Source organism: Providencia vermicola, from assembly GCF_010748935.1.
Taxonomy (GTDB): Bacteria; Pseudomonadota; Gammaproteobacteria; order Enterobacterales; family Enterobacteriaceae; genus Providencia; species Providencia zhejiangensis.
Genome location: NZ_CP048796.1, coordinates 4,114,207 through 4,128,212, shown reverse-complemented (window position 1 = coordinate 4,128,212; position 14,006 = coordinate 4,114,207). Strand labels below are relative to the sequence as shown.

Below are 14,006 nucleotides of genomic sequence, written 5' to 3'. Positions count from 1 at the left end.
GATAACATTTATTTTATCAATCAGATAGGGAACAGTTATGGCACTTTGGGGTGGACGTTTTAGTCAAGAAGCCGATCAACGGTTTAAACAATTTAATGATTCATTGCGTTTTGATTACCGCTTGGCGCAACAAGACATTATTGGTTCGGTTGCCTGGTCAAAAGCGTTAGTCACAGTCGGGGTGTTATCAGAAGCAGAACAACAATCCCTTGAACAGGCATTGAAGGCGCTATTGAAAGAAGTACAAGATAACCCCGAAAGCATTTTGCAAAGTGATGCAGAAGATATTCATAGCTGGGTTGAAGGAAAACTGATTGATAAAGTAGGTGATTTAGGTAAAAAACTGCATACGGGTCGTAGCCGTAACGACCAAGTCGCGACGGATTTGAAATTATGGTGTAAAGACCAAATAGCACAACTATTAGAAGCGGTGATTGAGCTACAAAAAGCCTTAGTTATCACTGCTGAAAATAATCAAAATGCAGTGATGCCTGGTTACACCCACTTACAACGTGCACAACCCGTTACTTTCGCACACTGGTGTTTAGCATACAGTGAAATGCTGGCTCGGGATGAAAGCCGCCTCAAAGATACATTAAAACGTTTAGATGTTAGCCCATTAGGCTGTGGTGCATTGGCAGGTACGGCTTACGATATTGACCGTGAACAACTGGCTTCTTGGCTGGGGTTTGCATCTGCAACACGTAATAGTCTTGATACGGTGTCAGATAGGGATCATGTTTTAGAACTGTTATCTGATGCAAGCATTGGTATGGTTCACTTATCCCGTTTTGCGGAAGATTTAATTTTCTTCAATAGCGGTGAAGCTGGTTTTGTTGAACTTTCTGACAAAGTTACCTCCGGTTCATCATTAATGCCTCAAAAGAAAAACCCAGACGCACTTGAGTTAATTCGTGGTAAGTGTGGTCGTGTGCAAGGGGCATTAACTGGGATGATGATGACACTTAAAGGATTGCCATTAGCTTATAATAAAGATATGCAAGAAGATAAAGAGGGCCTGTTTGATGCTCTTGATACGTGGCTAGACTGTATGCATATGGCTGCATTGGTGTTAGATGGTATTCAAATCCGTCGTCATCGTTGTGAAGACGCAGCAAAACAAGGCTATGCCAATGCGACAGAACTCGCAGACTACCTTGTTGCTAAAGGCGTTCCATTCCGTGAAGCACATCATATTGTGGGCGAAGCCGTTGTGGCGGCAATTAGCCAAGGAAAAGCGTTGGAAGAAATGACATTAAGTGATTTACAAAAATTCAGTGATACTATCCAACTCGATGTATATCAAATCTTATCGTTACAATCATGCTTAGATAAGCGTTTAGCCAAAGGTGGGGTTGCAAAGAGCCAAGTGAGTCAGGCAATCATCGAAGCTAAATTACGTTTAGGGCTGTAAGAGATGGTTGGGTGTTGAGTAGAAACATAAAAAAAGCGGGGTAGTTATTCTACCCCGAGGTCAGTCGTTGCTACTTAAATATACTTAATTGTTAAAAGGCCTAATTGACTTTGCTTATCAACCCAATGATAGGTATAAACGCCTCTACCATTATTCATGGTTCCCCAGTCTTTAGACTGCGCTATTTTTTTGATATCCAATTTTTCTTCTACCATATCCGCCTTGTCATTTAAGCAATTAAATATTAATTGTTGTTGGTTGCTTACACTGTTCATACAAGGTGGATGGACAATAGAGCCAGTAAAATGAATAACCCCACTGTGCGTTCTTTGTTTTACTTCCGTATCTGCAACGCTAAATACAGGAGTCATTAAGAGTACTGTTAATAGAGCGAAAAGATTTTTGTTTAAAGTTGAAGATAATGTTTTCATGATTTTTTTCCTTGCTGATCTGTAGTTTATAATTAACTGTTTGTTTTTATTTGTTTTTTGTTAAAGGTACTGCACTGAAATCATGGCAAGATTTCTTTCTTTATTCGTCCATTTGAATTGATATATGCCGCGATTATCAGTTGTTTGCTTCCATTCAGATGTTTTGCTTTGTCGTGAGTAATGAATATTTGATTTTTTAGTTTTATTTTCTTTGCTATTAAAACAATTCAATTGAACGTTGTTGTTATTAAAATCATAGCTGCAAGGCGGTTGTACAATAGCTGCTTTAAATGTAATGGTGGTATTGTTTGTCTTTGCTTGTGCATTCTCTGTTAATAGTACTGTAGCGAGTAATACAAGTGACATTGATGATATGACGACTTTTTTCATCATGGCTTTCATCCTCTAGATATATTTAAGTGTGGTTTGCGTATATTAATTACCACCAATTTTTGATGAGCGAATTATATAGATATCAACTCGATTTAGGTGTTAATTTTAAAAAGCAAATGTGAGTAAATATATTTAAAATGAGTTGGCTTTATTTATGCACAGCATTGCCTTATGTATAATGTGTCAGAATTAAACTCTGTAAAATATCATCAATTGTTGGTATTTGGTGTTATATGCCACTGCCTGTCTTTATTTTGTTGGTTTTATCTTTCGCAGTGTGAAAAAAGTCATTATCTAACTTGATGTAAAATATAAAGTAAATCATGGGAATTTTTATTGATTTTTTAATTAAAATTAATAAATCAATAAACAAAATCGACATAATGTATCTAAATGTTTCACTGGGTAAGTGAATTATTAATTATCTTTTTTAATCCTTATTGTGTTTTACCTTAATATATTTGTAAGTCTTTAAAATGTTTTTATTTTACTTAATTATCTGTTGTTAATATTGATGGCTGATTTTATGTAATAATAAATTTATATCTTTAACACTCAATCGGCGTATTACAGGGCCAATAAGAGTACATTAGTTGTTTATACCTATCGGTGTGCTTTGCTTATTAACTCTCTAATGATAGTTAGGTAATGCCATTCTTAATTTTTTGGTGGCTATTGTGCTTCTCATCGTGAAAGCCATAATTCTCTTCATATCTATATGAGTGATTCTTTTTAGTTATCAAGATCGTTGTTATGAATGCTGACAGGACTTGCCACCAATGAAACGCGGTGGTTCCAACGATAAGTACAGTGTTTAACAAGTCGCTAAGCGTTTTGCTAATTGAGTACAGGAATGTGAATGGATTAATACGGTTTACGATAGGATTTAAGCTTTTCATAGCGTTTCTCCTTTGGCTGTACCTGTAATAGGTTTTAAGCATTCCAGAAAATCGCTATTCCATTAACGTCTATTTCCTTTTTGTTGTTCCTTCTTATTTACCTAAATATAGCCTCCATTTTGGAATGCAATTTATTTTTTCACTAATAATATGTTGCTAATTATTAGTGAAAAACTTCAAAGTTAATCACGGCATCGATAATTTTTGGGGTATAAATATTATTTATATTTCTTAGTTAAGTGATTAATTTTTTATGGTGGGTTTTGAGTTTTCTTTAGCAGGGGGGCACAGAGCTAAAAAATATATTTATAAATAATATGTTAATAAACGTGAACTAATATTACTATTTATTTCATTAATAATGGTATTTAATTTCATCAAAACGATGAAAATTAATGATATTTGAAATGTTCTATTGGGTTATTTTATGAGAGATTCAATGTAATATTTAGTTATATTTGGTTTCATTTAGACATGTTTATGCTGAGTACACAGGATACCTAAAGCAGTAAAGATGAAGAAATACTGAGCATCTCAATGGTAATTGATAGTTAAAAGCATTAGATTTCTGCTATACTGATTGGCAATCTATATTAAGAAGGGCTGCAAAATGAACATTCGCGATCTGGAATATCTAGTAGCATTAGCTGAACACAAACACTTTCGTCGAGCCGCGGACTCTTGTCACGTGAGTCAACCAACACTGAGTGGCCAAATACGTAAGTTAGAAGAAGAACTCGGTGTTATGTTACTGGAACGAACCAGTCGTAAAGTGTTATTTACTCAACAGGGGTTGCTGCTTGTTGAACAAGCGAGAACGATTTTACGCGAAATTAAAGTATTACAAGAAATGGCGGCTCTACAAGGTGAAAGTATGTCGGGACCTTTACATATAGGGTTAATTCCGACAATTGCTCCTTATCTTCTACCTCTGATTATTCCCGAATTGCATAAACTGTTTCCTAAACTTGAGATCTATTTACACGAAGCGCAAACGCAACAATTACTCGCGCAGCTCGATAGTGGGAAATTAGATTGTGCAATTTTGGCTCAAGTAAAAGAAACAGATCCGTTTATTGTGGTTCCTTTATTTGAAGAACCGATGAAGTTAGCTATTTATGAAGGTCATTCATGGCGTGATCGCGACACTATTGATATGAGTGAATTAGCAGGTGAAAAGCTATTGATGCTTGAAGACGGCCATTGCTTACGTGATCAAGCCATGGGCTTTTGTTTCCAAGCTGGCGCAAAAGAAGATACACATTTTCGTGCTACCAGTTTAGAAACTTTGCGGAATATGGTCGCGGCGGGAAGTGGAATTACATTATTACCTGATTTGGCGGTACCGAGTGAAACATGTCGTGATGGGGTGTGCTACTTAAATTGTATTCATCCAGAACCAAAGCGTACTGTGGTATTAGTTTATCGTCCAGGATCACCATTACGTGGACGCTATGAGCAACTTGCTGAAGCTATTTATAATTTAATGAGTAGTTATTACAGCCAAAAGGCGCGTTAAAGTGACATAGAATCTATTTTACTTGCGAGTAGTGATTGCCGTGTGATTTTCGGCAATCACTAACGTCACTGCTTAAAATAAACGGTTTAACCCATTTAATGCTGCGACACGAAATGCTTCTGCCATCGTAGGGTAGTTGAATGTAGTATTCACAAAATACTCGATCGTATTTCCTTCCCCTTTTTGCTCCATGATAGCTTGACCGATATGAATAATTTCAGCGGCTCTTTCACCGAAACAGTGGATACCCAAGATCTGCAATGTTTCACGATGAAATAGAATTTTCAAGCTGCCAACATTCATACCCGCAATTTGCGCGCGAGCCAAATGCTTAAATTGAGCGCGTCCGACTTCGTATGGAATTTTCATCGCTGTTAATTGCTGTTCTGTTTTACCAACAGAACTAATTTCAGGGATGGTATAAATACCAGTAGGAATATCTTCAACTAGATGGGCATTTCCTAGATCTTCGGCAATAGCTCGAGCGGCAATACGACCTTGGTCATAAGCAGCGGATGCCAAGCTTGGGTAACCAATAACATCGCCAACAGCATAAATACGTTCATTAGATGTACGATATGCGCTATCGACTTTAACGAGTCCTCGGCCATCAGCTTCAATACCAACATTAGCTAAGCCAAGCTTGTCTGTATTACCTGTCCGCCCGTTAGCGTAAAGTAAACAGTCAGCTTTGACTTTTTTGCCTGACTTAAGATGAACAATAACCCCATCATCGACGCCTTCAATTTTTTCATATTCTTCGTTATGACGAATAACGATACCGCTATTCCAGAAGTGATAAGAAAGGGCATCTGACATTTCTTGGTCTAAGAATGCCAGTAAATGATCGCGAGTATTAATTAAATCAACTTTAACACCTAATCCGCGGAAGATAGATGCATATTCACAACCAATCACGCCAGCACCATAAATAATCACATGACGCGGCTCATGGGTGAGATTTAGGATGGTATCACTGTTGTAAATACGGGAGTGATTAAAATCAACATCGGATGGACAATAAGGGCGAGAGCCTGTCGCTATCACAATATTATCTGCGCTGAGAACATCGCAGCTTCCATCCGCATAGCGCACACTAACATGGCGCTCATCAATAAAGGTTGCTTCGCCAGAAAACATTGTGCAGCCATTACGCTCATAAAAACCTTGACGCATACGTGTTTGTTGGCTAATGACACTTTCAGCATGCTTAAGGATTTCAGAGAAAGAGGAGCGTAAAGAGCGAGAATTATCACTGTAGAGAGGATTTTGGTTGAATTCGATAATTCGACTAACGGCATGACGGAGTGCTTTGGAGGGAATGGTTCCCCAGTGGGTACAGCCACCGCCGACACTATTATAACGTTCTATAACGGCGACGTTTTTTCCTTGCTTCACCAGTCCCATGGCGGCGCCTTCTCCACCTGGCCCGGAACCAATGACGATTGCATCAAAATGAATGTGTTGCATGAGGTAAGACCTGCTATAAAAACAAAATGACAACATGATGTTAGCATATCCGCTGATTATTTACCCGTTTTAGTCATGACCTTTCAATCTATAACTTAATTTATACCGCTTATTTTATTGGCTGACGGGGAATCGACAGCTTAAATTAACAGGCGTGGCTGGCTTTGATTCAGAAAAATATTTCTTTATGCCTTATTTAAATGGGGTAATGAATTTTGAGCAATTAAGCCATGAAAAGCCAAAAGTTATTGAAAAATGATTTGGTCAAATTCTGAAAAGCAGTAATCTGTATACTTAATCGCTTTTTCCCTCAAACAACCTAATAATTTTAGGGTATGCTAGAACGATAGCCGCGCTGTCATTTTAATATTTTGGTATATTGAAAGTTAATGGCTGTTTAATGACATAGAAATCAGGATCACCGTGAGCAATAATATTGGCGTTAGAGCAAAACAGAAAGAAAAAACTCGTCGTTCGCTCATTGAAGCCGCATTTAGCCAATTAAGTGCAGAACGTAGTTTTACCAGTCTCAGCTTACGTGAAGTCGCACGTGAGGCAGGCATTGCACCCACTTCATTTTATCGTCATTTCAAAGATGTTGACGAACTGGGTCTGACCATGGTTGACGAAAGTGGTTTGATGTTGCGTCAACTGATGCGGCAAGCTCGGCAGCGTATCGCAAAAGGCGGTAGTGTGATCCGGACGTCAATCTCAACTTTTATGGAGTTTATTGGTAATAACCCTAATGCCTTTAGGTTATTATTGCGTGAACGCTCCGGTACTTCAGCTGAATTCCGCGCTGCGGTGGCACGGGAAATCCAACATTTTATTGCTGAATTGGCGGATTACCTAGAACAAGAAAGCCATATGCCGCGCCATTTCACTGAACTACAAGCAGAATCCATGGTTACCATCGTTTTTAGTGCGGGTGCTGAGGCGCTCGATATTGATGAAGAGAAAAGGCAACATCTGGAAGAACGGCTTGTACTTCAACTACGAATGATTGCTAAAGGCGCATATTACTGGTACCGACGCGAACAAGAAAAACAGAATCAAACTGACCCCGATCTCACTAAATAACATAAGGAGAATCAATGACGGAACACAATCGCTATGAGAAAAGCACATTACTACTCGCCTTAGTCATTGGCTTATCGACTCACGGAACTTTCTCTGCTCTGTTTAACTCCTTAGTAGAGTTTTCCATTTTTCCAATTATTACTTTAGTATTAGCAGTTTATTGCTTACATCAGCGTTATTTACATCATGCGATGCCTATAGGATTGCCTAAATTTGTCGTGGGTAACTTCTTTTTAGGTTTGTTTGCTTATGCGGCAATTTTACGCGTACAACACCCAGAAGTTGGCTCTAACTTTATTCCTGCAACGATCATTGTTGCTTTAGCATTGTGGTTGTATACCAGCTGGAAAGCACGTAAAAGAGAGCAGCAAGAACTGACAGCCGAAAATGAAGCTGAAATTTAATTTCAATTAAAATTAGCTTGTAAAAATGAGCTTGATAGAAAACGCCGTAATGTTAAGCATTGCGGCGTTTGTGTTTCACAATCAAAAAAACTAACGGCGAGTCAGCAAAACACCACTTTCCATATGATGGGTGTAAGGAAACTGATCAAACAGCGCGAGTTTTTTCACTTCATGAGTTTCATTTAAAACCGCTAAATTGTCACACAAGGTTTCTGGGTTGCAAGAAATATAGAGGATATGGTCATACTCTTGCACTAATTGAACGGTTTTATCATCTAGGCCACTGCGTGGAGGGTCAACGAAAATAGTATTACATTGGTAATCACGTAAATTAATACCTTCAAGGCGTTTAAACTCACGTATGCCACGCATAGCCTGTGTAAAGTCTTCTGCTGACATACGGATAATCTGCACATTATTGATGTTGTTTGCAGCGATATTATATTGTGCAGCAGATACCGACGGTTTAGCAATTTCAGTTGCTAAGACGCGCTCAAAGTTTTGTGCTAATGCCAATGAAAAATTGCCATTTCCACAATACAGTTCAAGTAGGTCGCCTGTAGCCCCTTTAGTTGCAGCGATTGCCCACTCCAACATATTAATATTCACGTGAGCATTAGGCTGGGTAAAGCTATTTTCAACTTGCCGATAAATCATATTCCGACCATTAACGGGTAGCACTTCATCAACATAATCATTATCGAGCATGATTTTAGTTTTTGATGCACGACCGATGAGTTGAAGGTCAAAACCTTTACTCACTAATTTTGCTTTTAATTGTTTAGCTTCTTCGGTCCACTCGTCATTCAGTTTTTTATGATAGAGCAAAGAGATAATTAACTTATTACTCAGCGTTGAAAGATAGTCGATTTGAAATAATTTATGACGCAGAAGCGTACTTTCTTTTATTAAAGGCAAAAGTGCTTGCATTGCCTGGTTAATTAGCTCACTTGCAACGGGAAATTGATCAACCCGAATACGTTCTTTGGTTTCTTTATCAAACATGATATGAAATAAATCATCACCGTCGTGCCACACTCTAAATTCTGCACGCATCCGATAATGGGATTCTGGTGACGCAAATACTTCAGGCTCAATTGTCGTATAAGGGGCCATCATCATTTTTAGTCGTTCTACTTTTTCTGCAAGTTGCAATGCATAGTGCTCGGTGTTCATTAATATGGCCCCATTCATAGAAAACAGTAAAAATTGCATCAGGGACGAAATTGTAGGGCAAGTCGTGCAGATGTCCAGTTTTGATTCTATTTATAAAGTCTTTGGGCTGAATAAGATGCCAATCGTGAGTGTCATATGAGGGATCATGAAAATAGATCCATAGACACCTATACTCGTTCCCTTTAGGATAATACGGCTATGGTCTCAATGCATGAAGAGGGAACTCGGTGTGATTCCGAGACTGACGCGCAGCGGTAATGAAGTATAATAGGAGATACAACACTGTTTTAAATTGATGGGAAGTTGCCTCCATAATTATCGTACCCTTAACGGGTATCACTTCTAAGTCCGAAGACCTGCCATAGCTTTATCGCTTTGTTGATTATTAGCGCGGATCTGATATTCAACCTCGCGGAATTTTAATTTTATTGATATTCCGAGTTTATCAAAATGAATAAGAATAAGTTGTTGCCGTTATCGGCTGCTGCTATGGCAGTGTTGTGTGGTATTTCTTCTTTGGCAAATGCAAATAATCAATCAGATGAAATGGTGGTATCAGCGAACCGCTTTGAACAGCCTATCTCATCGATATTAGCGCCAGTAACCGTTGTCACGCGTGAAGATATTGATCATTGGCAGTCGAATACTGTGATTGATGTATTACGGCGGCTACCGGGTGTGGATATTGCCCAATATGGTGGTATAGGACAGCAGAGCTCCCTCTTTATTAGAGGTTCAGAGTCTCGCCATGTATTGGTATTAGTTGATGGTGTTCGTTTAAACCAAGCGGGTATTTCTGGCTCATCAGATATGAGCCAAATTCCTATCTCTTTAGTTCAGCGAATCGAATATATTCGTGGAGCAAGATCGGCTGTTTATGGCTCGGATGCAATTGGTGGTGTTGTTAATATTATTACTCGCCGAGATAATGTAGGAACCACATTAAATGCGGGTATTGGTTCTTATGGTTATCAGAATTATAACGGCTCAACTCAACAGAAAATCGGTGAAAATACAACAGTAACCGCTGCCGCAGCTTATACCTATACAAAAGGATTTGATCTAGCACCTAAGGACGTTAGTCCACGTGACTACGATAAAGATGGTTTTCTTAATAAATCACTATGGCTAGGTGTGGAGCACCAGTTATCATCTGAAATATCAGCTTATGCGAGAGCATATGGATATGATAATAGAACTCGTTATGATGCCTCTGAATACTCAGGTGTGCGGGTAGATACCCGTAAACTTTATAGCCGTACATATGAAACTGGCGTTAAATATCATCAAAACCAATACTCAACCTCACTATCCGGAAGCTATAGTTACGTTAAAGATTACAATTTTGATCCAAGGCAAGGGCAGTATGCTAGCTCTTCTAATCTAGATGAATCAAAGCAGTATAATATTCAGTGGGGTAACAATTATCGTTTAGATAAAGGTAATATTAGTGCGGGTATAGATTATCAGCGTCAAAGCATAGAACCTAATGGCTATGCTTTAATAACTAAAAAAGAAACCATGAATAACACGGGGCTCTATTTGACGGGGCAATACTCGTTTGTTGATTCTGTTATAGCTGAAGCCGCCGTTCGCACGGATCATCATTCAGAATTTAATTGGCATACATCATGGCAATCAGGGCTGAGCTGGGAATTTTATGATGGGTATAAACTGGTTGGATCATACGCAACAGCATATAAAGCACCTAATCTAAGTCAACTGTACGCATATTCTTCATCAAGTTGGGGAACAACAAAAGGTAATCCGAACTTAAAACCAGAAGAAAGTAAGCAGTGGGAAATTGGTGTTGAAGGAACAACGGGACCGCTATTCTGGCAAATTAATGCTTATCATAATGATATTGATAACCTGATTGAATATAAATATGGCAATTTTATCAATACATATGAAAATATTGGAAAAGCAGAAATTAAAGGTATCGAGTGGGTTGGTGAATTTAGCACTGGCTTTTTACATCATCAATTAACATACCAATATGTCGATCCCAGAAATAAAAAGACGAACAAAGTATTGGAGCGCCGAGCTAAGCAACAAGTGAAATACCAATTAGATTGGAATATTGCTGAGGTAGATATGGGGCTAACTTATCACTATATAGGTTCGCGTTATGATAATGACTTTTCCCAATCACCATCAAAACGTCTAAAACAAGGGGGAGTTAGCCTTTGGGATCTCACAGCGGCATATCCAATCACTTCACAGCTCACAATTCGTGGTAAAATAGCTAATATGTTCGATAAAGACTATGAGACCGCGTATGGTTATCGCACCGCTGGAAGAGAATATTTCCTTACAGGAAGCTACAACTTCTAATCACAACCTATCTATTCGCCCGACCATCCTTGTGTTTGATTCAGGGGTGGGCGGGTTATCTGTTTATCGTGAAGTCAAAAAATTACTGCCTAACGCACATTATATATATGCATTCGATAATGAAGCTTTTCCTTATGGCGAAAAGAGCGAAGAGTTTATTGTCGATAGGGTTTATCAAATCGTGAATGCAATTGCCAAAAAGCATCCTTTGACTATTACTATCATCGCATGTAACACCGCAAGTACGATTAGTTTGCCTAATCTTAGAGCGCATTTTAATTTTCCTGTGGTTGGTGTCGTACCCGCGATTAAACCCGCCACTAAATTAACCCGAAATGGCATAGTTGGGTTGTTAGCGACGAAGGGCACCGTCAATCGCGAGTATACGAAAGAGTTGATTGCGCGATTTGCGACAGACTGTAGAGTCATTTCACTTGGTTCAGCGGACCTTGTGCAATTGGCAGAAAGAAAGCTACATGGAGAACAGATACCTTTAACAGAAGTCGCCAATGCGGTGAAACCATGGTTAAGAATGCCAGAAGCGCCAGATACCGTTGTTCTAGGCTGTACTCATTTCCCTCTATTAATAGAAGAACTTGAGCAAGTGCTTCCAAATGGAACTCGATTCATTGATTCAGGCGCTGCAATTGCTAGGCGTACGGTATGGCTGATTAACAATCAAGCAGAAGATATCATTGCGAGTCATGATGCAGATTTTGCGTATTGTCTATTAATGAATCATAGCGCGATAGAATTGCAATCAGTGTTGGCCACTGAAGGGTTTAATTCGTTGGAAAAACTGGCTATCTAAGTTAAATTTGATGGCAATCTGAGCAAACGAAAAAAAAATTGAAAAAAGGGGTTGCCAGAATTTTCTGACTCCCTATAATGCGCCTCCACTGACCGACGATGAGCCAACACAGAATGTGATGGCAAGCCCAAAAGGCTAACGACGGCAGACGAGAGAATCTGAAAAGATAAGCGAAAAAAAAAAGCTTGACTCTCGATGAGGAAAGCGTAACATACGCCACCTCGCGACAATGACCTAAACGGTTAATATCGAAAGATAAAGTCGCAACGCTCTTTAACAATTTATCAGACAATCTGTGTGGGCACTCACAGGACACTATCAAAAAAATATTTGATTTTAAGTCTTGAAGAGTGACTAACACGTTAATTCATATATGAAAGAATGTAGTCAGTTTAATTCTTTGAGCATCAAACACTTTTAATTGAAGAGTTTGATCATGGCTCAGATTGAACGCTGGCGGCAGGCCTAACACATGCAAGTCGAGCGGTAACAGGGGAAGCTTGCTTCTCGCTGACGAGCGGCGGACGGGTGAGTAATGTATGGGGATCTGCCCGATAGAGGGGGATAACTACTGGAAACGGTGGCTAATACCGCATAATCTCTAAGGAGCAAAGCAGGGGACCTTCGGGCCTTGCGCTATCGGATGAACCCATATGGGATTAGCTAGTAGGTGGGGTAATGGCTCACCTAGGCGACGATCCCTAGCTGGTCTGAGAGGATGATCAGCCACACTGGGACTGAGACACGGCCCAGACTCCTACGGGAGGCAGCAGTGGGGAATATTGCACAATGGGCGCAAGCCTGATGCAGCCATGCCGCGTGTATGAAGAAGGCCCTAGGGTTGTAAAGTACTTTCAGTCGGGAGGAAGGCGTTGATGCTAATATCATCAACGATTGACGTTACCGACAGAAGAAGCACCGGCTAACTCCGTGCCAGCAGCCGCGGTAATACGGAGGGTGCAAGCGTTAATCGGAATTACTGGGCGTAAAGCGCACGCAGGCGGTTGATTAAGTTAGATGTGAAATCCCCGGGCTTAACCTGGGAATGGCATCTAAGACTGGTCAGCTAGAGTCTTGTAGAGGGGGGTAGAATTCCATGTGTAGCGGTGAAATGCGTAGAGATGTGGAGGAATACCGGTGGCGAAGGCGGCCCCCTGGACAAAGACTGACGCTCAGGTGCGAAAGCGTGGGGAGCAAACAGGATTAGATACCCTGGTAGTCCACGCTGTAAACGATGTCGATTTGGAGGTTGTGCCCTTGAGGCGTGGCTTCCGGAGCTAACGCGTTAAATCGACCGCCTGGGGAGTACGGCCGCAAGGTTAAAACTCAAATGAATTGACGGGGGCCCGCACAAGCGGTGGAGCATGTGGTTTAATTCGATGCAACGCGAAGAACCTTACCTACTCTTGACATCCAGAGAACTTAGCAGAGATGCTTTGGTGCCTTCGGGAACTCTGAGACAGGTGCTGCATGGCTGTCGTCAGCTCGTGTTGTGAAATGTTGGGTTAAGTCCCGCAACGAGCGCAACCCTTATCCTTTGTTGCCAGCGATTCGGTCGGGAACTCAAAGGAGACTGCCGGTGATAAACCGGAGGAAGGTGGGGATGACGTCAAGTCATCATGGCCCTTACGAGTAGGGCTACACACGTGCTACAATGGCGTATACAAAGAGAAGCGACCTCGCGAGAGCAAGCGGAACTCATAAAGTACGTCGTAGTCCGGATTGGAGTCTGCAACTCGACTCCATGAAGTCGGAATCGCTAGTAATCGTAGATCAGAATGCTACGGTGAATACGTTCCCGGGCCTTGTACACACCGCCCGTCACACCATGGGAGTGGGTTGCAAAAGAAGTAGGTAGCTTAACCTTCGGGAGGGCGCTTACCACTTTGTGATCCATGACTGGGGTGAAGTCGTAACAAGGTAACCGTAGGGGAACCTGCGGTTGGATCACCTCCTTACCATTGAAGTGTTTTGTGAAGTGTTCACACAGATTGTCTGATGAAAAGTAGAGCAATAGGCTATACGTGGGAGACTTACCACAGGGTAAGACTTGCATGAAATAGGCCACAACA

Annotated in this window: 10 protein-coding genes, 1 rRNA gene and 1 riboswitch; of the genes, 7 read left to right on the top strand and 4 right to left on the bottom strand. The window is 40.4% G+C overall.

Going from position 1 to position 14,006, the window contains the following annotated elements:
* The first annotated feature begins 37 nt into the window (after positions 1 to 37).
* The gene (gene argH, locus G3341_RS18820; protein ID WP_154622551.1) at positions 38 to 1,414 is read left to right on the top strand and encodes an argininosuccinate lyase; all 1,377 of its coding nucleotides are present in this window, start codon (positions 38 to 40) and stop codon (positions 1,412 to 1,414) included.
* Positions 1,415 to 1,488: 74 nt separating this feature from the next.
* On the opposite strand, the gene G3341_RS18815 is transcribed toward argH, so the two are convergent.
* Both G3341_RS18815 and G3341_RS18810 read right to left on the bottom strand, forming a co-directional pair.
* The gene (locus G3341_RS18815; protein ID WP_154622550.1) at positions 1,489 to 1,845 is read right to left on the bottom strand and encodes a hypothetical protein; all 357 of its coding nucleotides are present in this window, start codon (positions 1,843 to 1,845) and stop codon (positions 1,489 to 1,491) included.
* 60 nt (positions 1,846 to 1,905) lie between these two features.
* The gene (locus G3341_RS18810) at positions 1,906 to 2,238 is read right to left on the bottom strand and encodes a pilus assembly protein (RefSeq protein WP_154622549.1); all 333 of its coding nucleotides are present in this window, start codon (positions 2,236 to 2,238) and stop codon (positions 1,906 to 1,908) included.
* 1,509 nt (positions 2,239 to 3,747) lie between these two features.
* On the opposite strand from G3341_RS18810, the gene oxyR reads away from it, so the two are divergent.
* Positions 3,748 to 4,656, top strand: coding sequence for a DNA-binding transcriptional regulator OxyR (oxyR, locus tag G3341_RS18805; RefSeq protein ID WP_154624410.1), 909 nt, complete (start codon positions 3,748 to 3,750; stop codon positions 4,654 to 4,656).
* A 72-nt stretch (positions 4,657 to 4,728) separates the two neighbouring features.
* Here the strand turns inward: oxyR and sthA are convergent, their stop codons facing one another.
* Positions 4,729 to 6,126 (bottom strand): Si-specific NAD(P)(+) transhydrogenase, encoded by a 1,398-nt coding sequence (gene sthA, locus G3341_RS18800; RefSeq protein ID WP_154624411.1) that lies wholly within the window; start codon positions 6,124 to 6,126, stop codon positions 4,729 to 4,731.
* A gap of 423 nt (positions 6,127 to 6,549) precedes the next feature.
* Between sthA and fabR the strand changes: the two genes are divergently transcribed.
* Together fabR and G3341_RS18790 are read left to right on the top strand one after the other, a co-directional pair.
* On the top strand, positions 6,550 to 7,206 hold the full coding sequence (gene fabR / locus G3341_RS18795) for an HTH-type transcriptional repressor FabR (RefSeq protein WP_163863326.1): 657 nt from the start codon (positions 6,550 to 6,552) through the stop codon (positions 7,204 to 7,206).
* 14 nt (positions 7,207 to 7,220) lie between these two features.
* Positions 7,221 to 7,610, top strand: coding sequence for a YijD family membrane protein (locus G3341_RS18790; protein WP_154624413.1), 390 nt, complete (start codon positions 7,221 to 7,223; stop codon positions 7,608 to 7,610).
* A gap of 90 nt (positions 7,611 to 7,700) precedes the next feature.
* Here the strand turns inward: G3341_RS18790 and trmA are convergent, their stop codons facing one another.
* Positions 7,701 to 8,786 (bottom strand): tRNA (uridine(54)-C5)-methyltransferase TrmA, encoded by a 1,086-nt coding sequence (gene trmA, locus G3341_RS18785; protein ID WP_230085892.1) that lies wholly within the window; start codon positions 8,784 to 8,786, stop codon positions 7,701 to 7,703.
* A gap of 182 nt (positions 8,787 to 8,968) precedes the next feature.
* Positions 8,969 to 9,164: riboswitch (cobalamin riboswitch) on the top strand.
* A 72-nt stretch (positions 9,165 to 9,236) separates the two neighbouring features.
* On the opposite strand from trmA, the gene btuB reads away from it, so the two are divergent.
* From btuB to G3341_RS18770, 3 genes are all read left to right on the top strand, one after another.
* Positions 9,237 to 11,123 (top strand): TonB-dependent vitamin B12 receptor BtuB, encoded by a 1,887-nt coding sequence (gene btuB, locus G3341_RS18780; protein ID WP_163863323.1) that lies wholly within the window; start codon positions 9,237 to 9,239, stop codon positions 11,121 to 11,123.
* The gene (murI, locus tag G3341_RS18775; protein ID WP_163863321.1) at positions 11,068 to 11,934 is read left to right on the top strand and encodes a glutamate racemase; all 867 of its coding nucleotides are present in this window, start codon (positions 11,068 to 11,070) and stop codon (positions 11,932 to 11,934) included. The genes btuB and murI overlap by 56 nt, the downstream gene beginning before the upstream one ends.
* Positions 11,935 to 12,352: 418 nt before the next feature.
* Positions 12,353 to 13,892 (top strand): 16S ribosomal RNA (locus tag G3341_RS18770).
* Positions 13,893 to 14,006: the final 114 nt, after the last annotated feature.

Coding starts and splice junctions, on each gene's coding strand:
- G3341_RS18815 (WP_154622550.1), bottom strand. CDS start 1,845: ATGAAAACATTATCTTCAACTTTAAACAAAAATCTTTTCGCTCTATTA.
- G3341_RS18790 (WP_154624413.1), top strand. CDS start 7,221: ATGACGGAACACAATCGCTATGAGAAAAGCACATTACTACTCGCCTTA.
- trmA (WP_230085892.1), bottom strand. CDS start 8,786: ATGAACACCGAGCACTATGCATTGCAACTTGCAGAAAAAGTAGAACGA.
- oxyR (WP_154624410.1), top strand. CDS start 3,748: ATGAACATTCGCGATCTGGAATATCTAGTAGCATTAGCTGAACACAAA.
- argH (WP_154622551.1), top strand. CDS start 38: ATGGCACTTTGGGGTGGACGTTTTAGTCAAGAAGCCGATCAACGGTTT.
- murI (WP_163863321.1), top strand. CDS start 11,068: ATGGTTATCGCACCGCTGGAAGAGAATATTTCCTTACAGGAAGCTACA.
- G3341_RS18810 (WP_154622549.1), bottom strand. CDS start 2,238: ATGATGAAAAAAGTCGTCATATCATCAATGTCACTTGTATTACTCGCT.
- sthA (WP_154624411.1), bottom strand. CDS start 6,126: ATGCAACACATTCATTTTGATGCAATCGTCATTGGTTCCGGGCCAGGT.
- btuB (WP_163863323.1), top strand. CDS start 9,237: ATGAATAAGAATAAGTTGTTGCCGTTATCGGCTGCTGCTATGGCAGTG.